Origin of the sequence: Massilia sp. IC2-278 (genome assembly GCF_020708045.1) — a bacterium.
Lineage (GTDB): Bacteria > Pseudomonadota > Gammaproteobacteria > Burkholderiales > Burkholderiaceae_D > Telluria.
This window is the reverse complement of record NZ_JAJFES010000002.1, coordinates 87,406-111,018: the sequence shown is the minus strand read 5'-3', so window position 1 is coordinate 111,018 and position 23,613 is coordinate 87,406. Positions and strand designations below refer to the sequence as shown.

Annotated in this window: 19 protein-coding genes; 12 read left to right on the top strand and 7 right to left on the bottom strand. The window is 66.4% G+C overall.

What is annotated here, in order from left to right; genetic code table 11:
- Positions 1-105 precede the first annotated feature (105 nt).
- Positions 106-699, bottom strand: a complete 594-nt coding sequence (locus tag LK540_RS05320) for a 5-formyltetrahydrofolate cyclo-ligase (RefSeq protein ID WP_229436009.1) — start codon at positions 697-699, stop codon at positions 106-108.
- Between the two features lie 136 nt (positions 700-835).
- Here LK540_RS05320 and LK540_RS05315 point away from each other — a divergent pair, with 136 nt between their 5' ends.
- The 6 genes from LK540_RS05315 (at position 836) to LK540_RS05290 (ending at position 8,147) form a co-directional block, all read left to right on the top strand.
- On the top strand, positions 836-2,800 hold the full coding sequence (locus LK540_RS05315) for a transglycosylase SLT domain-containing protein (RefSeq protein WP_374041335.1): 1,965 nt from the start codon (positions 836-838) through the stop codon (positions 2,798-2,800).
- 36 nt (positions 2,801-2,836) lie between these two features.
- The gene (locus LK540_RS05310; RefSeq protein ID WP_229436007.1) at positions 2,837-3,799 is read left to right on the top strand and encodes a complex I NDUFA9 subunit family protein; all 963 of its coding nucleotides are present in this window, start codon (positions 2,837-2,839) and stop codon (positions 3,797-3,799) included.
- A 25-nt stretch (positions 3,800-3,824) separates the two neighbouring features.
- The gene (locus LK540_RS05305) at positions 3,825-4,544 is read left to right on the top strand and encodes a glutathione S-transferase family protein (protein WP_229436006.1); all 720 of its coding nucleotides are present in this window, start codon (positions 3,825-3,827) and stop codon (positions 4,542-4,544) included.
- Between the two features lie 2 nt (positions 4,545-4,546).
- Entirely contained in the window at positions 4,547-5,689 is a 1,143-nt protein-coding gene (locus tag LK540_RS05300; protein WP_229436005.1) for a multifunctional CCA tRNA nucleotidyl transferase/2'3'-cyclic phosphodiesterase/2'nucleotidase/phosphatase, read from the top strand.
- Positions 5,690-5,907: 218 nt separating this feature from the next.
- A complete protein-coding gene (locus tag LK540_RS05295; protein ID WP_229436004.1) occupies positions 5,908-7,449 on the top strand; it encodes a diguanylate cyclase in 1,542 nt (513 codons plus the stop codon).
- Positions 7,450-7,466: 17 nt separating this feature from the next.
- Positions 7,467-8,147, top strand: a complete 681-nt coding sequence (locus LK540_RS05290) for a GNAT family N-acetyltransferase (RefSeq protein WP_229436003.1) — start codon at positions 7,467-7,469, stop codon at positions 8,145-8,147.
- 306 nt (positions 8,148-8,453) lie between these two features.
- On the opposite strand, the gene LK540_RS05285 is transcribed toward LK540_RS05290, so the two are convergent.
- Entirely contained in the window at positions 8,454-8,969 is a 516-nt protein-coding gene (locus LK540_RS05285) for an Lrp/AsnC family transcriptional regulator (protein WP_229436002.1), read from the bottom strand.
- Positions 8,970-9,213: 244 nt separating this feature from the next.
- Between LK540_RS05285 and LK540_RS05280 the strand changes: the two genes are divergently transcribed.
- Positions 9,214-12,786, top strand: coding sequence for an indolepyruvate ferredoxin oxidoreductase family protein (locus LK540_RS05280; RefSeq protein ID WP_229436001.1), 3,573 nt, complete (start codon positions 9,214-9,216; stop codon positions 12,784-12,786).
- A gap of 200 nt (positions 12,787-12,986) precedes the next feature.
- Positions 12,987-14,669, top strand: a complete 1,683-nt coding sequence (locus LK540_RS05275) for a S41 family peptidase (RefSeq protein WP_229436000.1) — start codon at positions 12,987-12,989, stop codon at positions 14,667-14,669.
- A gap of 87 nt (positions 14,670-14,756) precedes the next feature.
- Here the strand turns inward: LK540_RS05275 and LK540_RS05270 are convergent, their stop codons facing one another.
- Positions 14,757-15,152 carry an MAPEG family protein gene (locus tag LK540_RS05270; protein ID WP_229435999.1) on the bottom strand — a complete coding sequence of 132 codons (396 nt, stop codon included), beginning with the start codon at positions 15,150-15,152 and terminating at the stop codon, positions 14,757-14,759.
- A 132-nt stretch (positions 15,153-15,284) separates the two neighbouring features.
- On the opposite strand from LK540_RS05270, the gene LK540_RS05265 reads away from it, so the two are divergent.
- Positions 15,285-17,045 carry a M14 family metallopeptidase gene (locus tag LK540_RS05265; RefSeq protein WP_229435998.1) on the top strand — a complete coding sequence of 587 codons (1,761 nt, stop codon included), beginning with the start codon at positions 15,285-15,287 and terminating at the stop codon, positions 17,043-17,045.
- Between the two features lie 131 nt (positions 17,046-17,176).
- Here LK540_RS05265 and LK540_RS05260 read toward each other — a convergent pair whose 3' ends face one another.
- Entirely contained in the window at positions 17,177-17,698 is a 522-nt protein-coding gene (locus LK540_RS05260; protein ID WP_229435997.1) for a histidine phosphatase family protein, read from the bottom strand.
- An 80-nt stretch (positions 17,699-17,778) separates the two neighbouring features.
- Between LK540_RS05260 and LK540_RS05255 the strand changes: the two genes are divergently transcribed.
- Entirely contained in the window at positions 17,779-19,032 is a 1,254-nt protein-coding gene (locus tag LK540_RS05255) for a YbfB/YjiJ family MFS transporter (protein WP_229435996.1), read from the top strand.
- Here LK540_RS05255 and ttcA read toward each other — a convergent pair.
- The 3 genes from ttcA to LK540_RS05240 are packed head-to-tail and all read right to left on the bottom strand — an operon-like array spanning position 19,019 to position 21,156.
- Positions 19,019-19,948, bottom strand: a complete 930-nt coding sequence (ttcA, locus tag LK540_RS05250) for a tRNA 2-thiocytidine(32) synthetase TtcA (RefSeq protein ID WP_229435995.1) — start codon at positions 19,946-19,948, stop codon at positions 19,019-19,021. The two genes, LK540_RS05255 and ttcA, sit on opposite strands and share 14 nt — an antisense overlap.
- Positions 19,945-20,343, bottom strand: a complete 399-nt coding sequence (locus LK540_RS05245) for a dihydroneopterin aldolase (protein ID WP_229435994.1) — start codon at positions 20,341-20,343, stop codon at positions 19,945-19,947. Before LK540_RS05245 ends, ttcA begins: the two co-directional genes overlap by 4 nt.
- 27 nt (positions 20,344-20,370) lie before the next feature.
- Positions 20,371-21,156 (bottom strand): SDR family oxidoreductase, encoded by a 786-nt coding sequence (locus tag LK540_RS05240; RefSeq protein ID WP_229435993.1) that lies wholly within the window; start codon positions 21,154-21,156, stop codon positions 20,371-20,373.
- 63 nt (positions 21,157-21,219) lie between these two features.
- On the opposite strand from LK540_RS05240, the gene LK540_RS05235 reads away from it, so the two are divergent.
- A complete protein-coding gene (locus tag LK540_RS05235; protein ID WP_229435992.1) occupies positions 21,220-22,368 on the top strand; it encodes a class I SAM-dependent methyltransferase in 1,149 nt (382 codons plus the stop codon).
- 118 nt (positions 22,369-22,486) lie between these two features.
- Positions 22,487-23,437, top strand: a complete 951-nt coding sequence (locus tag LK540_RS05230; protein ID WP_229435991.1) for a J domain-containing protein — start codon at positions 22,487-22,489, stop codon at positions 23,435-23,437.
- Positions 23,438-23,613 lie beyond the last annotated feature (176 nt).

The following is a 23,613-nucleotide window of genomic DNA, read 5'->3' as shown; positions in this document are numbered from 1 at the left end:
AAATGAATCGCAATCAGAAACAGGAATACGACAGAAGATTGTATGGTTAAAATGCGACAACGCCGTAATTCTCACCAATTATCACCATATTTGTCCATACAAACATCAGTCTGGACTGCCATGCTCGGTAATGATCCCATTCAAGGGAATATCGTGGATGTCGGCATCGAAACGTACCTCCTGGTTCGCGTAGGCAATCCCCAGCGCAAGGGGACGCGGCGCGGCGGCCAGGGTCCTGTCGTAGTAGCCGCCGCCATAGCCGAGCCGGAAGTGCAGGGCATTGAAACCCAGGCAGGGCACGAGCAGGACCGGCGGCCGCTCTACCAGCCGCAGCTCGGCCGGCACGGCCACGCCCATCGTGTCCTTGACCATGGCTTCGCCCGGCGTCCAGGCCGTGAACGCCAGCGCCGTGTCGCGCGCGACCACCACCGGCAGCGCCAGGCGTACGCCGGCATCGGCCAATTCACAGTAGGCTGGATGAAGGTCGGGTTCACCGGACAGGGGCCAGTACACGCCCAGCGCCGCCGGCCGGTGCGCGTGGCACCAGCGCAACAGGTGCGCTCCGATGCGGCGGTCCCATTCTTCCTTGAGGCTGGCATCCTGGCTGCGCCGCTGCGCCTTGAGCGTGGCGCGCAGGGCGGTCTTGGCAGCCGGGCTCGACGGTGTTGCGGGAACGCCGCCTGAAGCTGGCTGGGGCACAGGGCCGCATGGTATTCTTGATTTGCCGGTCATGTTATCGAATGAGGGTAGAACTGCTGTGTTTTTGCTTCCAAGGAAATTGATCACCGGTGCAGTGCTCGCCACTGCCAGTGTTGCATCCACCAGCCTTGCCGCCATGGCCGAAGCGCCGCCGGCGGCAACGCCTCCCGTAACGGGAGCCGCCACCGTTCCTGCCGCGCCGGCCACCGCATCGGTCACCGCACTGGCCGCCACGCCGGCCAGCGAGGCATCCCGGGCCGACGACGACACCTTCCTGCTGCTGCGCGAAGCCGCGCGCCAGAACGACGCCGCCCGCACGAATGCCCTGGCCTCGCGCCTGCCGAACTACGTGCTGCCCGGCTATGTCGAGTATTATCGTCTGAAACCGCGCCTGCGCGAGGCCACGCAGGACGAGGTGCTCGACGTGCTGCGCCGCTTCGAGGGCAGCGCCGTGGCCGACCGCCTGCGCACCGACTGGCTGCTCGAACTCGGGCGCCAGCGCGAATGGAATCTGTTCGAGCGCGAGATGGCCCTGCTCACGCGCAGCGACGACCTGCAGGTGCGCTGCTATGCCTTGCTGGCGCGCGCCCTGCGTGGCGAGCGGGTGGCGGCCGAGGCGCGTGCCTTGCTGGTCAATCCGCCTGCCTACGGCGAAGGCTGCGCGGCACTCATGACCCAGCTGTCGCAATTGAACGGGTTCGGCGAGGCCGATTTGCTGGCCCAGCTGCGCCTGGCCGGCGAAATGGGCGCTACCGGCCCCTCGCGCCGCATCGCCACCCTGCTCGGCGCTTCCGATACGCGCGCCGCCCAGGCGGTCGACGTGCCGGCCGTGGCCATGGCGCGCGGCATCGGCGCAAACCGCGTCGAACACGAAATCTACCTGGTGGCCCTGGGCCGCATGGCGCGCACCAGCCTGAAGCTGGCCACCGTCGCCCTGGAAAAGAACAGCAGCAAACTGAGTGCGGAAGAAAGAGCGATCGGCTGGGCGAATGTCGCGCTGGCCGCCTCGATCGTCCTGTCGAACGATGCCCACGACTACTGGAAGCGCGCCGCCGGTGCCCCGCTGACCAATTTTCAGCTCGAATGGAAAACCCGCATGGCGCTGCGCCGCGGCGACTGGGCGACGGTGGCGGCCACCATCGACGCCATGCCGCCGGCGCTGGCCGCCGAGTCGGGCTGGATCTACTGGCGCGGCCGCGCGCACGACGCCCAGGGCCGCAAGGAAGATGCGCAGGCCCTGTACCGCCGCATCGCGACCCCGAACAATTTCTATGGCCAGCTGGCAACCGAAGAATTGGGCGAACTGGTGAGCACGCCGCCGCTGGCCGCACCGCCCTCGCCGGGCGAAGTGGCCTACGTGGCGGCGCTGCCGGCAATGCGCCAGGCCATGAAGTTCTACGACTTGCGCCTGCGCGCCGAGGGCAACCGCGAATGGAACTGGGCGCTGCGCAATTTGTCGGAGCGCCAGCTGCTGGCCGCCGCCGAGTATGCGCGCCGCAACGAGCTGCTCGACCGCATGGTCGAAACCTCGCTGCGCACGCGTAACGAGCTCGACTTCAACCAGCGCTTCCCGGCCCCGCACAACGACATCCTGCAGCCGGCAGCGAAAAACCTCTCGCTCGACACGGCCTGGGTCTACGGCCTGATCCGCCAGGAATCGCGTTTCGTCAGCGATGCGCGCTCGGGCGTGGGCGCGGCCGGCCTGATGCAGGTGATGCCGGCCACCGGCAAGTGGGTGGCGGCGAAGATCGGCCTGACCGACTTCGTGCACGACATGCTGCACGACGCGCGCACCAACATCACGCTGGGCACCAATTACATGAACATGGTGCTGGAAAATAACGGCGGCTCGCAGGTGCTGGCCACCGCCGCCTACAACGCCGGCCCTGGCCGTTCGCGCACCTGGCGCGGCGTGCTCGACGCGCCGATGGAAGGCGCGGTGTTCGTCGAGTCGATTCCGTTCTCGGAAACCCGAACCTATGTGCGCAATGTGATGTCGAATGCGACGAACTATGCCGCTTTGTTCGACAAGCGGCCGCAGTCGCTCAAGGCGCGCCTGGGCACCATCGCACCGCGGGGAGGCTCGGGCGCCTTGCCCTGATCGATTTACCTGCATTGCCTTTCTGGCGAGGCCCCCATGCGCGACCTGTCGGTGGTGGTATTCGGCGGTACCGGTTTCATCGGCAACCATTTGCTGGCGCTGCTGGCCGAGGAGAGCATCCCGGTGCTGGCGCCCGCGCGCCACCCCGAGCGCGTGCGTCATCTCACCATGCTGCCCGGGGTCGACGTGGTCGAGGCCGACATCCACGACGACGCCACCCTGCGCCGCCTGCTGGCCGGGCATACGAGCGCGATCAACCTGGTCGGCATCCTGCACGGCAGCCGCGGCCGTCCCTACGGCCCCGAATTCCAGCGCCTGCACGTGGACCTGCCGCGCCGCATCGCCGAAGCCTGCGCGGTAAGCGGGGTCGGGCACTACCTGCACATGAGCGCCCTGGGCGCCAACATCGACGGCCCCTCGATGTACGCGCGCTCGAAAGCCGACGGCGAACTGGCCGCGCGCAGCCGGCCCGAGGTTGCCGCCACCATCTTCCGCCCGTCCGTGGTGTTCGGCCCGGGCGACCATTTCCTGACCGTGTTCGCGCGCCTGCAGCGGCGCTTCCCGGTGCTTCCCCTGGCCTGCGCGAACGCCGTGTTCCAGCCGATCTACGTGTGCGACGTGGCGCGCGCCTTTTTGCACGCGCTGCGCGACCCGGCCACGCGCCAGCAGGTCTACCAGCTCGGCGGGCCGAACGTCTACACGCTGGCCGAGCTGGTGCGCCTGGCCGGGCGCTATGCCGGCTGCGAGCGTCCCATCGTCGAGTTGCCGGAGCGGCTGGCGCGGCTCCAGGCACGCCTGTTCGAGCGGCTGCCGGGCGAACCCATCCTCACCCGCGACAACCTCGACTCGATGCGCGTCGATAACGTGATCGACCCGGCGGTCCAGGACTTGACAGCGGCCGCGCTGGGAATCAAGCTCACTGCGCTCGAGTCGGTCGCCCCGCATTACCTGGCGCCGGGCGAGCCGCTCGACCGCCTGCGCGCCCGCGCCGGCCGCTGATCCATTACCCCTCGACAGGAAAGCCATGCAGACCACGGAACTCGACCCGACCCTCAGCGATGCACTGAACAAGGCGCGCCAGCCCGGCCTCACGCTCGTCATCGGCAACAAGAACATCTCGTCGTGGTCGATGCGGCCCTGGGTGGCGGCGGTCGCGTTCAACATTCCGTTCACCGAAGTGCGCCTTCTGCTCGACCAGCCCGACACCGCCACCAACATCGCCAACTATTCGCAGGCGGGCCGGGTGCCGGTGCTGCTGGCCGGCGAGATGACGATCTGGGACAGCCTGGCGATCTGCGAATACCTGGCCGAGCAGTTTCCCGACAAGCACCTGTGGCCGCAGGACGTGGCCGCGCGCGCCATGGCGCGCTCCATCACTGCCGAGATGCACTCGGGCTTCGCGTCCCTGCGCAACGACATGTCGATGAACATCCAGGCCAGCCTGCCGGGCCGTGGCCGCACGCCGGGCGCCCAGGCCGACATCGGCCGCATCTGCGAAATCTGGGAAGAATGCCTGGCGCGCTTCGGCCACCACGAGTACCTGTTCGGCGACTTCTCGATTGCCGACGCCTTTTATGCGCCGGTGGTCACGCGCTTCAAGACCTATGGCGTGGCGCTGGCGCCGGCCCTGCAGGCGTATTGCGACCGCGTGCTGGCCCATCCGGCGGTGGCGCGCTGGGTGCGCGAAGCCATGCTGGAAACCGACCCGACCCCGCTGCACGATGCGGATTTGCCGCGCGCCTGACGATGAAGATCTACGTTGTTGGCGGCGCCGTGCGCGACGCGCTGCTTGGCCTGCCGGTGCAGGACCACGACCACGTCGTGGTCGGCGCCACCCCGGAACAGATGGCCGCCGCCGGTTTCCGCCCGGTCGGCAAGGATTTCCCCGTCTTCCTGCACCCGAAGACGCAGGAAGAGTATGCCCTGGCCCGCACCGAGCGCAAGACCGCGCCCGGCTACCACGGCTTCGTGTTCCACACCTCGCCCGACGTCACGCTGGAAGACGACCTGGTAAGGCGCGACCTGACCATCAACGCCATGGCCCGTGGCGATGACGGCATCGTCGTCGACCCCTATGGCGGGCAGCGCGACCTGGAGGCGCGCCTGTTCCGTCACGTCTCCGCGGCCTTTGCCGAAGACCCGGTGCGCATCCTGCGCGTGGCGCGCTTCGCCGCGCGCTTTGCGGAGTTTCGCGTGGCCGACGAGACGAACGCGCTGATGCGCGGCATGGTCGAGGCGGGCGAAGCCGATGCATTGGTGCCCGAACGCGTCTGGCAAGAGGTCGCGCGCGGCCTGATGGAGCGCCGTCCCTCGCGCATGTTCGCGGTGCTGCGCGACTGCGGCGCGCTGGCGCGCATCATGCCCGAGCTCGACGCGCTCTGGGGCCGCCCGCACCCGCAGGAAGCGGACAGCGGTGTCCGCGCCATGCGCGTGGTCGACCATGCCGCCGCGGGCGGGCACACGCTCGCGGTGCGCTTCGCCGCGCTGGTGCTGGACGTAGCGGCCATCGACGGCCTGTGTGCGCGCCTGAAGGTGCCGAACGACTGCCGCGACCTGGCCCTGATGACGGCGCGCGAACTTGGCGGCATCGGCGCCGTTCTGGGCGAGCCGGCCGAGAGCCTGGCCGCCCTGTTCGCGCGCTGCGACGCCTACCGCAAGCCGGAACGCTTCGCCGACATGCTGCTGGCACTTGAGTGCGCCACGCTGGGCGGCGACTATCCGCAGCGCCCCTGGCTGCTCGGCGCCCTGGGCGCGGCGCGCGGCGTGAATGCCGGCGAGGTCGCCGCCCGCTGCGGCGCCGACAAGGCCGGCATTCCGGCAGCCGTGCTGGCCGCGCGCGTGGCGGCGGCGCGCACGTGGATGGGGCAAGCGCCTTCGACGCCGCCATGAACGCCCGCCTCCGGCCGGGCTGAATCGCCGCGCGGTTCCTTGCCTGACTCGCCGCCTGATTCGGCGCTTGCCTCGTCTCTTGACGCGTCGCTTCACTCGTCCGTTAACTCTTGTTACAAGCGCGTGCGCGAACGGCCCCACGCTTGCGCTATGCTCATCGCACTATGGGTAAATTGTTACGTTGGTCGGACCAGGCGTTTGCAGGCACGATGCGCCGGATGGAAGCGCTGCATCCGCGCCGGCGGCTGCAGTACGTCGCGGGCGCGGCGGCGGTGCTGATCGCACTGCTGGCGGTGCTGTACACGCGCACCACCGGGGTCGATGTCGACAACCAGAATCGCGTGATGTTCCAGCTGCACGAACTGCAGCAGCTCGACGCTGAATGGGACGCCGACCTGCTGCGCGCCCACATCGGCAGCGGCCTGGCCGACGCGCGCCTGGCCGCGCCGGTGGCGCAGATGCGCGAACTGATGGGCGACCTGGAAGACGCGCTGCCGGCCAGGCGCGACCGCGCTGCGCGCCAGGCGCATACGGCGCTGGCGGCGTCGCTGCGCATGAAGGCCGACCTGGTGGCCGAATTCCGCACCCTGAACCCGCCGCTGCGCGCCGCCCTGCAGTCGCTGCCGCCGGCGCTGGCCGACCTGAAGACGGAACTTGGCGGCATCGAAGGCGCGCTGGCGCCGGGCCGCGTGGTGGTGCGCATCGACGCACTGCTCAACGACCTGCTGGCCGACACCTTGCGCTACAACCTGGCGCCGACCCCCGGTTTGGCCAGGCGCATCGAGATCACCCTGGCCCAGATCGAGCCGCAGAAGTCGCGCTTTTCGCAGGCCATCATGGACCAGATCGACGCCCTGGCGCGCGATACCCGCACCATCCTGGCCAACCGTCCGCGCGAGAACGCGCTCGAAACGCAGATCGCCGCGCTCGACACCGGCGAGGCGATGGCGCGCCTGGGCCGCGAATTCGACCGTGCCTTCCAGGCCGAGGTGCTGGAGCGCCAGCGCTACCGTGGCTTCCTGTTCGGCTATTCGATCCTGCTGTTGGCGCTCCTGGCCTATGCCGGCTGGCGCCTGCGCCGCAGCTACCGCATCATCAACGACGTCAACCACCGCCTGAAGGCGGCGAACGACACCCTGGAACACCGCGTGGCCGAGCGCACCGCCGAGCTGGAAGAGCAGTCGAAGAAGCTGGCGCGCCTGGCCCAGCACGACAGCCTGACCGGGCTGGTGAACTATGGCCAGCTGACCCGGTTGCTGGAGCTGTCTCTGGTGCGCTCCGCGCGCCGCGATACCAACGTGGCGGCGATGTTCATCGACCTCGACGGCTTCAAGGGCGTGAACGATACCTGGGGCCATGCCACCGGCGACCTGGTGCTGCAGCTGGTGGCGCGCCGCGTGCAGAAGGTGCTGCGCGCCGAGGACGTGCTGGCGCGCCTGGGCGGCGACGAATTCGTGATCATGCTCGAAGGCGTCGGCATGCCGGACGGGGCGCTGCGCGTGGCGCAGACGGTGCTCAATGAAATCGAAGGCATCGTGGAAGCCGACGGCAATCCGGTGCGGATCTCGGCCAGCATCGGCATCGCCAGCGCGCGCGGCCGCGCCGGCGCCGAGCATGGCGCGGCCGCGCTGCTGGCCGATGCCGACAAGGCGATGTACGCGGCCAAGCAAGCCGGCAAGGGCACCTTCGTCATCAGCCCGAACGCGCAGTGGGGCAGCCCGGAATCCAATGAAGCCGCGCAGGCGGATCAGGGCGGCTGATGGGCTAGAATGTCCGCATGTCCGAGAACCCGCGCCGCGCAAACCCAATCACCCACTGGCTGGCCAGCCTGGCCGGCAAGACCGACCGTCCGGCCGTCCTGGTCAAGGAGCTGGGCAAGCGCGACCGCCGCCGCATGCTCAAGCATTTCCTGGCGCTCGACACGAACGACCGCCTGCTGCGCTTCGGCACCGTGCTGCCCGACGAGCAGGTCCACGCCTATGTGAACAAGATCGATTTTTCGCGCGACATCGTGTTCGGCGTGTTCAGCAACGTGTTCCAGCTGGTCGGCGTCGGCCACCTGGCCTTCGGTCCGGCCGAACCGGGACGTGCGGCCAATACCAGCAAGGAGCGCGTGGCCGAATTCGGCGTCTCGGTCTCAAGCAGTGCGCGCGGGCAGGGCGTGGGCACGCGCCTGTTTCAGCGCGCTTCGATCCACTGCCGCAATTCGGACATCGACACGTTATACATGCAGTGTTTGTCGACCAACCGCACCATGATGCACATCGCGAAGAAGGCGGGGATGGAGATCAAGCGCGAGTACGGCGAAGCCGACGCCTACCTGCACCTGCCGCCGCCCAGCCCGGGCAGCGTGATGCGCGAGGCGCTGGACGAACAATTGGCAGTGATCGACTACACGCTCAAGGCGAATGCGCGCGCGGCGGTGAAGTGGTTCACGCCAAGGAAACGCGGCAAATAGGGTTGGTAGGGTGGGCCGGGCCGCGCAGGCACCTGTGCCCACGCGGTACCACAGGTGCACCTCGAAAAGCTGCCCGGTAGGCGACGAAAACGGCCGCTTCGCGACCCTTTTCGACCAATCATGCGTCCTACCGCGTGGACACAGGTGTCCACCCTACGAACACCCAGTACCACGGTTGAGCATTGAAAAATATCCTGAGAGGGAAGCAGAAGCAACCGTTTTGCGAGATTGTCGATAGATCATGCGTTGAACCGCGTGGGCTCGAGAGCCCACCCTACGAACCCACGAAAATCGACGCAACCGTGATTACCGCGTCGGCGGCGCCTCGATCGGCAGCGCCGTCGTCTCCTTGATCCGCTGCAGCGCAAAGCTCGACTTCACATCCAGCACCGACGGGTGGCGCAGCAAGGTCGCCATCATGAAGCGCGAGAAGTGGTCCATGTCTTCCACGTGCACGCGCAGCAGGAAGTCCATCTCTCCGGTCATCGCATAGCAGGCCACCACTTCCGGCCAGGCCGCCACCGCCTGGGCGAATTCGAAACGCGGCGAAGTCGCCGGCACGCGCGAGTTGGCCGGGCCTTCGCTGTGCTTTTCCAGGCGCACGTTCACATAGGCCAAGAGGCCCAGCCCGATCTTGTCGGGGTCGACCAGGGCCACGTACTGGCGAATGACGCCGGCTTCTTCCAGGCGCTTGATGCGGCGCAGGCAGGGCGAGGGCGACAGGTTCACGCGCTCGGCCACGTCCTGGTTCGACAGGCGCCCATCGGCCTGGAGGATTTCCAGGATCTTGCGGTCTGTTTTATCGAGCTCGATCTTTGACATAAATTTTCCTTCCGTTCTATACAGCCGCAATTTTATTGCGCATTTGATTCCGCGTGGGGAATTGATTGGTATTTAATGCCGGGGACACGGGACTATACTGTCGCCAAACGCGGAGGAGACATCTCCGTGGCGCTCCCAATAATAAAAACGGCGCCAAATTCGAAGGACGTATATCGGGGTAGCGGGGCTTGCCAGGACGGCGGCCCCGCTGCCTTGCGTCCTGCACAACGATGACGGAGACACCATGAACGCACCCCTCGACCCCTCCCAGCTGCAGCCATCCCAGCCCGACCACGCCATTTCCCTCGACGACAAATGGACGCTCGAGCGCGGCCGCGCCTTCATGACCGGCACCCAGGCCCTGATCCGCCTGCCGATGCTGCAGCGCGAGCGCGACGTCAAGGCCGGCCTGAACACCGCCGGCTACATCACTGGTTACCGCGGCTCGCCGGTCACCGCCGTCGACCAGACCGCGATGAAGGCCAAGAAGCACCTCGACGCCCACCACGTCAAGTTCCATCCGGGGATGAACGAAGACCTGGCGGCCACCGCCGTCTGGGGCACTCAGCAGACCAATCTGTACAAGGATGCCAACTACGACGGCGTGTTCGCCATGTGGTACGGCAAGGGCCCGGGCGTGGACCGCTGCGGCGACGTCTTCAAGCACGGTAATAACGCCGGCTCGGCCAAGCACGGCGGCGTGCTGGTGCTGGCCGGCGACGACCATGCGGCCAAGTCCTCGTCCACCGCGCACCAGTCGGACCACATCCTGACTGCCTGCGGCATCCCGGTGCTGTACCCGTCGTCGGTGCAGGAATACATCGACTACGGCCTGCACGCCTGGGCCATGAGCCGCTACACCGGCCTGTGGGTGTCGATGAAGTGCGTCACCGACGTGATCGAATCCGGCGCCGTGGTCGACCTCGACCCGGACCGCGTGCAGACCGTCATCCCGACCGACTTCGAAGTCCCCGAAGGTGGCCTGAACATCCGCTGGCCCGACGCCGTGCTGGACCAGGAAGTCCGCATGAACAACCACAAATGGTATGCGGCCCTGGCCTATGCCCGTGCGAACAAGCTGAACAAGATCATCTGGGATAGCCCGATGCCGAAGATCGGCATCATCACCGCCGGTAAAAGCTATGTCGACACGCGCCAGGCCCTGGCCGACCTCGGCATCGACGAGCAGGCAGCAAGCGACATCGGTATCCGCCTGTACAAGATCGGCATGACCTGGCCGCTCGAATCCGAAGGCGTGCACGAATTCGCGCGCGGCCTGGACGAGATCCTGGTGGTCGAAGAAAAGCGGCAAGTGATGGAATACGCGCTGAAGGAAGCGCTGTACAACCTGCCCGACGGCGAGCGTCCGCGCGTGGTCGGCAAGTTCGACGACACCGGCGAATGGAGCAACAAGGACCGCAAGGGCCACGGCGACTGGCTGCTGCCGGCCACCTATGAACTCAATCCGGCCCAGATCGCGCGGGCGATTGCCTCGCGCATCACGCACTACTGCGCCGGCCATCCGGTGGCCGAGCGCGTGCGCGAACGCATCGCCTTCCTGGAGGCGAAAGAGCTGGTGCTGAAGAACATCCCGGCCAAGGCCAATCCGGAAACCGACCGCATTCCTTATTTCTGCTCGGGCTGCCCGCACAACAGTTCCACGAAAGTGCCGGAAGGCTCGCGCGCCATGGCCGGCATCGGCTGCCACTACATGGTGCTGTGGATGGACCGCGAAACCTCGACCTTTACCCACATGGGCGCCGAGGGCACGACCTGGATCGGCCAGTCGCCGTTCACCAGCGAGAAGCACGTCTTCGTGAACCTGGGCGACGGCACCTACTTCCACTCGGGGATCCTGGCGGTGCGCGCGTCGGTGGCGGCCAAGGTGAACATCACCTACAAGATCCTCTACAACGACGCGGTCGCCATGACCGGCGGCCAGAACGTCGACGGCCCGCTCGACCCGGGCATGATCACGCGCCAGATCGCCGCCGAAGGCGTGAAGCCCATCATCGTCGTCACCGACGAGCCGGACAAGTACCCAAGCGACTATGCCTGGGCCGAAGGCGTGACCGTACGCCACCGTTCCGAGCTGATGGACGTGCAAAAAGAATTGCGCGAGATGCCGGGCGTGTCCGCCGTGATCTACGACCAGACCTGCGCCTCCGAGAAGCGCCGCCGCCGCAAGAAAGGCGAGTTCCCCGACCCGGCCAAGCGCGCCGTCATCAACGAGGCCGTGTGCGAAGGCTGTGGCGACTGCTCGGTGCAGTCGAACTGCCTGTCGGTGGAGCCGCTGGAAACGGAACTGGGCCGCAAGCGCCAGATCAACCAGTCCTCGTGCAACAAGGACTTCTCGTGCGTCTCCGGCTTCTGCCCGAGCTTCGTCACGGTGGAAGGCGGTGGCCTGAAGAAGCCCAAGAAAGCCGCGGCGGCGACCGCGAATGGAACTGAAAGCGCGCCCCCAAGCCTGCCGGCGCCGCGCATCCCGGAAATCGGCACGCCCTTCGGCATCCTGGTGGCCGGCATCGGCGGCACCGGCGTGGTCACCGTCGGCCAGATCCTGGCGGTGGCGGCCCACGTCGAGGGCAAGGGCGCCATCGTGCTCGACCAGTCCGGCCTGGCCCAAAAGGGCGGCCCGGTGATGTCGCACGTGCGCCTGGCCCAATACCAGTCCGACCTGTACTCGACCCGCGTCGGCACCGGCAGTGCGGACCTGGTGATCGGCTGCGACCAGATCGTCGCCGCCAGCCGCGACGCGCTGAGCCGCATGGGCGAGGGCCGCACCTGGGCCGCCGTGAACGGCACCGGCGCCACCACCGCCGCTTTCGTGAAGAACCCGGACTGGCAATTCCCAGCCGAAGGTTCGCGCGGTGCGATCGTGCAGGCCTGCGGCGAAGGCAACGTCGACTTCATCGACGCCGGCCGCATCGCCACCGCGCTGATGGGCGACGCGATTGCCACCAACATGTTCATGCTCGGCTACGCCTTCCAGAAAGGCCGCGTGCCTTTGACGGAAGCGGCGCTGATGAAGGCCATCGAACTGAATGGCGTCTCGGTGCCCTTCAACAAGGCAGCCTTCAACTGGGGCCGCACGGCCGCGCACGACCTGGCATCGGTAACCAGGCTGGTTACGCCGGCCAAGGTGGTCGAGTTCAAGCGCACGCAAACGCTGGACGAGTTGATCGCCCGCCGCGTCGAGCTGCTCACCGCCTACCAGAATGCCGGCTATGCGGCGCAGTACAAGGCCTTCGTCGACGGCGTGCGCGAGCAGGAAGCCAAGCTGGGCAAGGGCACGCGCCTGACCGAGGCGGTGGCGCGCTACCTGCACAAGCTGATGGCCTACAAGGACGAGTACGAGGTTGCGCGCCTGCACACCGATCCGGCCTTCCGCGAAAAGATCGCCAACATGTTCGAGGGCGACATCACCGTGAAATTCCACCTGGCGCCGCCGCTGCTGGCCAAGCACGACAAGGAAGGCCGCGCCCTGAAACAGGAATACGGCCCGTGGATGGCAAAGGCTTTCGGTGTGCTGGCCAAGCTGAAAGGCCTGCGCGGCACCCCGTTCGACGTGTTCGGCTATACCGAGGAGCGCAAGGTGGAGCGGGCGCTGATCGCCGAGTACCGCGCCACCGTGGCGGCGCTGCTGCCCAAGCTCTCGGGCGAAAACCTGGCCCAGGCAGTGGCGATTGCCAGCATCCCGGAAGACATCCGCGGCTATGGCCACGTGAAGGCGCGCCACCTGAAGGCAGCCAAGGAGAAGGAAGCGAATCTGTTGTCGGCTTTCCACAACCCGGCGCCGAGCAGCCGCGCTGCCTGACCCGCCGATCGCTGCGCTGATCGCCTGAAAACGCTGGTGCTGGCTCTATGCCAGCCCGGCGTTTTTTTTCGTCCGGGAATACGCCAGCATGTGAAAAGTTGTGCAAAATAAATTTAAAAAAAGCAATCGTGCGCTCTTCTCAAACTGACAAGCTTGTCTTACTCTTTCTTAACAAACTTGTCCATTACTTAACGAATGCCATGAAGACGACAACCTCTTCCCAGGGTCAGATGACCTCTTCGCTACGCCTGATCTGCGCCGCCGTCATGGCCGCATCCGCGCTTGCCGCCTGCGGTGGCGGTGGTGGTGGCGGCGGTGGTTCGACCACGAATCCGCCGGTCAGCACGAACCCACCGGTAACGAATCCACCGGTAACGAACCCACCCGTCACGAATCCGCCAGTAACGAATCCGCCGGTAACGAATCCGCCCGTGACGAATCCGCCGGTTGCCAGCAATCCGACCGGCCCGGCCAACCCGACCGCGCCGGATCCGGATATCGCGACCCTGGGCGACGCCTTCGACACCTACTGGAACTACTGCGCCACGCCGCGCCAGGGTACCGATCCCTACACCGGCAAGGCTTACCCGGACAAGCAGGGTACCCTGCGCGACGAGCTGACCTTCCTGCGCGCCTGGTCGGACCAGTACTACCTCTGGTACAACGAAATCCCGACCGATTTCAAGATGGCCGATTTCACCAATCCGGTCGACTACTTCACGAAGCTGCGCTCGGCACGCGACAAGGACGCCTACCACTTCACGTATCCGTCGGCCGAGTGGGATAAGCTGAGCAACTCCGGCATCGAACTGGGCTACGGCTTTGCCCTGGCGATCGACCAGGCCCAGGCGCCGCGCAACTGGATGCTGACCATCGTCGAAGCGAATTCGCCGGCCAGCCGGGCAGGCCTGCGCCGCGGCGACCAGGTGATCCGGGTGGATGGTGTCGACCTCGTCAACGCCACCGACACCGCACAGGTGGCAACCCTGAACGCCGGCCTGTTCCCGTCCGCCGTCGGCGAACAGCACACCATGACGGTCAAGCGCGCCGGTGTCGAGATGACGGTCACGCTGACTGCGCAAGACGTGCAGGCACTGTCGGTGAAGAACACCAAGGTGATCGAGACCGCGACCGGCAAGGTCGGCTACCTGAGCTTCGAGAACCACAACGCCGTGGCGGAGCGCCAGCTGATCAATTCGTTCAACACGCTGAAAGCGCAAGGCGTGAACGACCTGGTGCTGGACATGCGCTACAACGGCGGCGGCCTGCTGAACATCGCCAGCGAGCTGGCCTACATGGTGGCGGGCCCGACGTCGCAAGGCCAGGTGTTCGAGCGCCTGGTGTACAACAACAAGATCGAAGCCAAGCAGTCTTCCGAAGTCATCCGCTTCGAGCCGACCGCGTACGGCTTCGCCGCCGGCGCGGACACCGTGGCGAAGGGAACGGCCCTGCCTTTCCTGGGCCTGCGCCGCGTCACCATCCTGACCTCGCCGGGCACCTGCTCGGCCAGCGAAGCGGTGATCAACGGCCTGCGCGGCATCGACGTCGAAGTCAACGTCATCGGCGGCCAGACCTGCGGCAAGCCGTATGGCTTCACCCCGGTCCCGAACTGCGGCACGACCTACTTCTCGGTCGAGTTCCAGGGCGTGAACGCGAAGGGCTTCGGCGACTACGCGAACGGCATCGCCCCGACCTGCGCCGTGGCCGACGACCTGACCCGCGAACTGGGCGACCAGAACGAAGCCATGCTGGCAACCGCCCTGAGCTACCGCGCCAACGGCGTCTGCCCGGCCCAGGCCCGCAGCTCGGCACAGGCGATGAAGGCACGCTACCCGATCCAGTCCGCGCCATCGCAGATCGCGGTCTACCACAAGGCTCGTTAATCGAGAGCGCGGCGCCTGCCGCGCTCCTGGTAGGGCACAACGATGCGCCACCTTCGGGTGGCGCATTTTTTTTCGCCAGTGTCTGCCTTAATTGGTCAGCACCGCCGCGATCACCATGACCAGGCCCACCAGCGACACGGCCCACACCAGCGAACGCAGCACCGGCACGCCGAACGCATACAAGGGCAGGTAGACCACGCGCGCAACCAGGTAGAGCCAGCAACCCCACAGCGTCAGCGCACCTTCGGCCGCGGCGGCATCGGCGATCAGCACTGCGGCGGCGAACAGCGGCAGGGTCTCGAACAGGTTTCTCTGCGCGCGTTGCAGGCGCGCGGTGATGGGCCGCGGCGGCGGCGTTTCGCCATCGCGCGCGCTCATGCTGTAGCTCAAGCCGGTTTCCTGCGTACGCATCTGCGCGGTGAGCAGGATCTGCACCAGCGCCAGCACCAGGGTCCAGGCCAGGATCGTCAGTTCGGTCGTCATCGTTTTCTCCAGTGGGTGTCAATACGGCCGACGATAGCAAAGCGCACACCGCGCATCTGTGGGCACGCGAACACGACTATAATTTTCTTCTTTGCATCTTTCTTGACTCTTCCTTTCGCCGGAGCCCCATCGATGATCCGTTCTGCGTTACTGCTTGCCCTGCTTGCCGCTTCTCCCCTGGTCCATGCCGCCCCGGACCTGACCACCATCTCCGAGCGCTCGGGCTTCCAGGCCACCGGCCGCTATGACGAAGTCGTCAAGCTGTGCGCCGACTTCCAGAAGGCCTACCCGAAGGCGGTGAAGTGCATCGAATTCGGCCGCACGCCGGAAGGCCGCCCGATGCTGGCGCTGGTCGTGACCCATAGCGGCGCCTTTACCGCGCAGGCGGCGGCGAAAGCCAACCTGCCGGTCACGCTGATCCAGGGTGGCATCCACGCCGGCGAGATCGACGGCAAGGACGCCGGCTTCCTGGCGCTGCGCGAAATGCTCGAAGGCCGCCTGGCGAAGGGCGCGCTCGACAAGCAGGTGCTGCTGTTCGTCCCGGTCTTCAACGTCGACGGCCACGAGCGCTTCGGCCAGTGGAACCGCCCGAACCAGCGCGGCCCGGTCGAGATGGGCTGGCGCACCACGGCCCAGAACTTCAACCTGAACCGCGACTACGTGAAAGCCGACGCGCCCGAGATGCAGGCCATGCTGGCGCTGGTGAATGCCTGGGACCCGCTCACCTACGTCGACCTGCACGTGACCGACGGCGCCAAGTTCCAGCACGATGTGTCGATCCAGGTCGAGCCGGTGTACTCGGGCGACCCGGAATTCCGCAAAGCCGGCCTGGCGCTGCGCGACAACGTGATCGCCGACATCGCCAAGCAGGGCTCGACCCCGCAGTCCTACTACATGTCCTTCGTGAAGACCGACGATCCGATGTCGGGCTTCATGGACGGCGTGTCGGACCCGCGCTTCTCGACCGGCTACTTCCAGCTGCGTAACCGCATGGCGATGCTGGTCGAGACCCATTCGTGGAAGGATTACCCGACTCGCGTGCGCATCACCCACAACAGCTTCGTTTCGGTGCTGGAGCAGGTGGCGAAGCACGGCAAGGAATGGCAGCAGGCCGCGCGCGCCGCCGACGCCCGTGCATTGCAGCTGGCCGGCACGCCGGTGCCGCTGACCTGGAAAACGCTTGAAAAATCGAAGATGGTCGACTTCAACGGCTACGAATACACGCGCACGCCGTCGGACGTGTCGGGCATCCTGATGACGCGCTACGACGAAACCAAGCCGCAGGTCTGGCGCGTGCCGCTGCGGGATGAAGTGGTGGCCGATCTGCAGGTGGCGGCGCCGCGCGCCGGCTACATCGTGCCGGCCGCGCATGCGGCAATGGTGGCGACGAAGCTGACCCAGCACGGCATCGCCTTCCGTAAACTCGACAAGGGCATAGCCCGCTTCGAGGCCGAGACCTTCCGCGCCGACAAGGTGACCTTCAGCGCCAGGTCGCTGGAATCGCACCAGCGTTTGACGGTGGAGGGCAACTGGAAAGCCGAAGCGCGTAGCGTGGGCCGCGGCGCCCTGTTCGTACCGATCGCCCAACCGAAGGCGCGCCTGGTGATGGCGATCTTCGAGCCGCAGGCGCCGGACTCGCTGCTGGCCTGGGGCATGTTCAACAATGCCTTCGAGGCCAAGGAATACATGGAAGAGTACGTGGCCGAAGACGTGGCGCGCGAGCAGATGGCGGCCGACCCGGCCGTCGCCGCCGAGTTCAAGCGCCGCATCGACAGCGACCCGGCGTTTGCCAAGAACCCGCATGCGCGCCTGGAGTTCTTCGCGCGCCGCCATGCGTCGTGGGACGAGCGCCTGAATCTGTATCCGGTGCTGCGCGCGAACGTGGCGCCATAAAAAAAGGCCGGGTCATCCCGGCCGTTGTAGGGTGGGTTCTCGAACCCACCTGGCGCCGTCACCATTCCCACAATGGTGGGTTCGGAAGGCGCCGTCACCATTCCCACAATGGTGGGTTCGGAGAACCCACCCTACGGCGCCGCACCGGTCTCCGGCAGCGAGGTGAACACCACAGTCCCGACGCTGCCGTTTGCGCCGGGCACCAGCTGGTACACCCGGTCATACTCGTTGTCCGCGATCTCCGCTCCCGGCTGGCCGCCGAACAGCCGCACCAGCTCCGACAGCGTGTTCGAATGCCCGACTACGAGCACCGGCCCATTCAAGCCCTTCACCTGCGCCACCAGCGCCTGCGGCTTGCGCGGGTCGTAGAGCTGCACCTCCAGCTTGCTGCGTTCGGCCAGCGGCTGCGCCGTCTGCTGCGTGCGCGCGGTCGGGGTGCTGAAAATGTGCCGTATGCCCGCCTTGTGCAGCATGACCGCGATGTTCTGCGCACGCTGCCGTCCCTGCGCCGTGAGGGCTGGGTCCTGGCCAGCCGCTTCCTTCTCGCCGTGGCGCACCAGATAGATGGCGGCGGGGTCGGCAAGGGCAGCGGTGGATGACATCATGGCAATCGCGAATGCGAAGACGGCGGACAGGCGTGGCAGCAGGGGCATGGATTCACCTTGTGTTGGATTCAGCAGATTGTAATACCGATAACGCCCGATACGCCGCGTTTTGAACTTACAATCGCAGCATGGACCGCCATGCCCACACCGGATCGACCCTGCCACCCGGCCCGCGTTCGCTCGCGGCGCGGCGCCCTTTTCTCACCGCCTTTGCCCTGTCGCTCGGCGCCGCCGTGTCGCTGGGCCTGACGCGCTTTTCGTATGCGCTGCTTCTGCCGCCCATGCGCGCCGATCTGGGCTGGTCCTATTTCCTGTCCGGCGCCATGAATACCGGGAATGCGCTCGGCTACCTGCTCGGCGCCCTGGCCACGCCGGCGCTGATGCGGCGTTACGGGGCACAGGCCGCTCTTGTCGGCGGAGCAATCCTGGCCAGCCTGTTCATGCTGCTCTCGGGCTTTGTCGTGGACGCAGGCCTGCTGATCGGCCAGCGCGTCCTGGCCGGCATCGCCAGCGCCTTCATCTTCGTTTCCGGCGGCCTGCTGGCAGCAAGGCTGGGATTGCTGCATCCGGAACGTTCCGGCCTGCTGCTGGGGATCTACTACGGCGGCACCGGCCTGGGCATCGTCGCCTCCGCGCTGCTGGTGCCGCTGGCGATGGATGCGGCTGCCGCCCAGGGCGCACCGCATGCCTGGCAATGGGCCTGGATCGGGCTCGCCGCGCTCTGCTTGCTGGCGACGCTGGCGATGCTCAAGCCCGCGCGCCAGGTCGACGGTGCGCCTTCGAAGGCGGGCGGGCAGGGCGGCTTCAGTGTGAAACCTTTCGGATTCGGCTTGGCCGGCTACCTGATGTTCGGCGTCGGCTACATCGGCTACATGACCTTCGTGATCGCTTTGCTGCGCGAGCAGGGCATGGGCGCCGCCACCATCACGCTGTTCTACGCCATGCTGGGCCTGGCCGTGATGGCGTCGTCGCGCATCTGGGCGCGCATGCTCGACCGCTTCAAGGGCGGGCAGGCGATGGCGATCCTGAATGGCTTACTGGGCGTGGCGACGATCCTGCCTGCACTCACCAGCGCGCCGGCATTGATGTTCGTCTCGGGCCTGATGTTCGGCGGGATCTTCCTGTCGGTGGTGGCCTCGACCACGGCCCTGGTGCGGCACAACCTGCCGCAGCATGCGTGGTCTTCCGGGATCAGTGCCTTTACGATCGTGTTCGCGCTGGGCCAGATCGTCGGCCCGTCGGTCATCGGCTGGATTGCCGACGGTCCCGGCGGCTTGCAGCGCGGGCTGGTGTTTTCCGCGCTGGCGCTGTTTGCCGGGGCACTGCTGGCATCGCGCCAGCGGCCCCTATCATCGATGACAGCTGCATTCAGAGCTGACTAAGCGAAATCGTGTTCGCCACCGGCGTCGAGCAAGGCTCTTCGTCGAAAGCGATATCGCCCAGCGGATTCGGCACGCCATCGGTCTTCAAATCGACGAAGCCGAACAGGTTGCGGTCCTGCAGGTGCGACGGCACCACGGTCGACAGCGACGAGAACACGTTCTCCACGCGCCCCGGGTGCTTCTTTTCCCAGTCGCGCAGCATGGCCTTGATCTGCTTGCGCTGCAGGTTTTCCTGCGAGCCGCACAAGTCGCAAGGAATGATCGGGAATCCCTTCACCTCGGCATAGCGCTCGGTATCGGCTTCCTTCACATAGGCCAGCGGGCGGATCACCATGTGCTTGCCGTCGTCCGACACCAGCTTGGCCGGCATGCCCTTCAGCTTCCCGCCGAAGAACATGTTCAGGAAGAAGGTCTCGAGGATGTCGTCGCGGTGGTGGCCGAGGGCGATCTTGTTGCAGCCGAGTTCATCGGCCACGCGGTACAGGATGCCGCGCCGCAGGCGCGAGCACAGCGAGCAGGTGGTCTTGCCTTCCGGGATCAGGCGCTTGACGATGCTGTAGGTGTCCTGGTTCTCGATGTGGTACGGCACGCCCAGCTTGTCGAGGTAGGCCGGCAGGATGTCGGCCGGGAAGTTCGGCTGCTTCTGGTCCAGGTTCACGGCGACGATGTCGAAGTGGATCGGTGCGCGCTCGCGCAGCGTCATCAGGATGTCGAGCAGGGCGTAGCTGTCCTTGCCGCCAGACAGGCAGACCATCACCTTGTCGCCGTCCTCGATCATGTTGAAGTCGCCGATGGCCTGGCCGACCAGGCGGCACAGGCGCTTGTGGAGCTTGTTGTTTTCGCGCGCGACCTTGTCGAGTTTCGGGTCGCTGGCGGCGTCCTGCGCCGGCGCTTCATTCATTACTGCTGCATTCATGCTTCATCCTTGATCTTGAAAACTTCCACGCCGACGCCTTCGCAGTCGGGATACACATCCGGCTTCATCGTCGACAGGCACACGGCGCGCACGCGCGGGTGGGCCAGCAGGGCCTGCACCAGGTCGTCGACCAGGGTTTCCTGCAGGTGCACGTGGCCCTGCGCCATGCGTTTCGCCACCGTCTCGCGCATGAAATCGTAGTCGACCACTTCGTCGAGCTGGTCCGCCGTCGGCGTCGATTCGGCCAGCGGGATGTACAGGTCGACGTTGATCAGCACGCGCTGTTCGCCCTTTTTCTCGAAGTCGTGGACCCCGATGTTGATCATCACTTCGTAATTGCGCAGGAACAGCCGGCGGCAATCGCGCAAGCTCGGGTGGGTCAGGGCGGACAGCATAAGAAGCCTTGTTAAGTTCTGGGTAAGTTATTTGGTAAGGAACATCACGTCGCGCACCGAAGGCACCAGGTGCTGGCCGCCGTCGACCACCAGGGTGGTGCCGGTCAGGGCGCGCGCCGAGGCCGCGTACACGACGGCATCGGCAATGTCCTGCGGGGTCGAGGAGCTTCCCAGCGGCGTGGCCGTGTGCGCCTGGGCGAAACCGGCCTCGCTCTGGTCGCCCGACACCATGGTGATGCCGGGCGCCACGCCGACGATGCGCAGGCGCGGCGCCAGCGCCTGGGCCAGCATTTTTGTGGCGGTATCCAGTGCCGCCTTCGACAGCGTGTACGACAAAAAATCCGGGTTGAGATTGTACAGTTTCTGGTCCAGCAGGTTGACTACCACCGCCTGTTCGTTTTCCGGCGTGGCCGCGTGCAGGGCCTGGGCCAGCAGCAGGGGCGCGGCCAGGTTGGCGCTCATGTGGGCGCTCAATAAAGCCGGAGAAAATGTCGTGGCATTGTCGTATTCGAACAACGAAGCATTGTTGACGATGCAGCTTAGGCGGCCCAGGCCCTCGGCCGCGCGGCCGGGCAGGGCGCGCACCGCCGCTTCGTCGGCCAGGTCGCATTGCAGCGTTGCGGCGCGCCGGCCGAGCGCGCGGATCGCCGCGGCGACTTCCTCGGCTTCGCGTTCGGAATGGCGGTAATGGACGGCGACGTCCCAGCCGGCGGCGGCCAGGCCGAGGGCGATCGCGCGGCCGATGCGCCGGCCGGCCCCGGTGACGAGCGCAGTCCGTGTCGGGTGATGCGGCGTTGTGTCATGCATAGTCATGGATACGAGCGGTGTGGCGTGCCTGAAATTGTTGATCCCTGCCGATCTGGCTACAATGCCGGGATGTCCCTACCCCTTCCCGACAGCGACGCGCTGGCCGCGTCCCACGCCTTGCAGCAACTGATTGCCGCTGAGATCGAACAGCAGGGCGGCGCGATTGCCTTTTCGCGTTTCATGGAGCTGGCGCTGTATGCGCCCCGGCTCGGCTATTACAGCGGCGGCGCGGCCAAGCTGGGCGCCGATGGCGATTTCACCACCGCGCCCGAGATCACGCCCCTGTTCGGCGCGACGCTGGCGCGCGCGGCAGCCGCTATTATCGCCCAAAGCGCGCCCAACATCATCGAATTCGGGGCCGGCACCGGCAAGCTGGCGCGCGACGTGTTGACGGCATTGCAAGCCGACGGCGTGGCGGTGGAGAGCTACACCATCATCGAACTCTCGGGCGAACTGCGTGCGCGCCAGCAGGAAGCCTTGAAGGATTTCCCGCAGGTGCGCTGGCTCGACGGCTTCCCGGATGCGTTCAGCGGCGTGGTGCTGGCCAACGAGGTGCTCGACGCCATGCCGATCGAGCTGGTCGTCAAGACCGCCGGCGGCTGGCGGCGCCAGATGGTGACGGTGGAGGGGGGGCGCTTTGCCTACGTGCAGCACGAATTCGATGCGGCACTGATGGAGCAGCTGGCGCGCCAGGTACCAGGCGCCGACACGCTGCCGGAAGGCTACCTGACCGAGATCCATCCGGTCGCCTGCGGCTTCATGGCCTCGCTGGCGCGCATGTTCGAAAGCGGCAAGGGGGCGGCCTTGTTGTTCGACTACGGCTTCCCGGCCCACGAATACTATGTCGACCAGCGCAGCGGCGGCACCCTGATGTGCCATTACCGCCACCATGCGCATCCGGAACCCTTCTATTTGCCGGGCCTGCAGGACATCACCGCCCACGTCGATTTCACGGCCATGGCGCTGGCCGCCCAGGACGCCGGCCTGGAAGTGCTGGGCTACATGAGCCAGGCCGGCTTCCTGCTCGGCTACGGCATCGGCGAGCTGCTGATGCGCACCGATCCGGAAGACGCGGTGCGCTTCCTGCCGCAGTCGAAGGCGGTGCAGAAGCTGGTGTCGCCGGCCGAAATGGGCGAGCTGTTCAAGGTGCTGGCCGTGGGCCGGGATGTGGAACTGCCGGCGGCGCTCCTGCAGGCTGACCGCAGCCACAGGTTGTAAGACTAAATCTTGCTTTAGAGACACAAATCCGGCTATGCTGTGCCGATGAGCCGGCCCTTGTTTCGGCTATCATTCGGAACTAACGGACGCTTCCGCATTACCGACCCCAGCGCAGACCATGGCCAAGATCCACACCCATTACGACAACCTGAAGGTGGCGCGCGGTGCGCCGCAGGAAGTCGTGCGTGCGGCCTACAAGGCGCTGAGCCAGAAATACCATCCCGACAAGAATCCGGGCGACGAAAAGGCCGCCCGCATCATGGCGATCGTCAACACCGCCTACAACACCCTGTCCGACCCGGTGCGCCGCAAGGAGCACGACGAGTGGATCGCGGCCGAGGAGTGGGAAGTCGAGTGGCTGGAAAGCAGCGGCGAAGAGGGCGGGCGGACGCGCGAGGGTGGCTGGGAAGCGCCGCCGGCGCCGGCCCTGCCGCGTCCCAGCCTGCTGCGCGACCCGAAATGGTGGCTCGGCATCCTGGGCGGCGTCACCGCCGGCGCCGGCGCCGTCTTCCTGCTGCTGCAGCCGCCGGGCGTGCTGCCGTCGGCCCTCGCCTTCAATGCCAAGCCGGCCGCCGCCTCCAGGATCGAGGGCGCGCCGTCCGCGCCTACCCCCGCCCCGGTCTCCGAAGCCGAACCCGACGCCTGGGCCGGACTGGATGGCGCGCGCCTGCCGGCCAGCCAGGTGAAAGCCCTGGCCGTGACCCAGCTGGTGGTGCCGCCGCGCCAGCCCGACTGCGCCACCGACCTCGCCACGCCGGGCGCGCCGAACGGCGAACCCTGGCCGGCCGATTCCGGCTACATCGCCGGCTATCCGGTCGGTAACCAGGGCAAGGAAATGTCGGTGGTGGTCGACAACAGCGCCAACGAGTCGCCGGTCTTCGTCAAGATCCACGACCTGGACCGCCGCTCGAACGTGCGCCATGCCTACGTGGAGTCGCACGCCACCCTCACCATCGACGCACTGGCCGCCGGCCGCTACGAAGTGCGCTACCAGAACGTGGTCACCGAGGCCGCGCACGCCGCCTGCGCCAGCGCTGCGCCTCTGCGTCAAGCTGCGACTGGTCTTTAGAACAAGCTTCTGTCGCATTTCCCCATCGACCGCCCGCTTTTATGGCAGGCCCTGACCCGATTTAACTAATTCTTTTCCCTGCCGTAATATACTTGGTTGCGCAGCGGCCAACGTAGTCGCGCCGGCCTGCCGAGCCGGCATGCAGACAGGCCCCCGGGCCGAACGGAAAACAATTC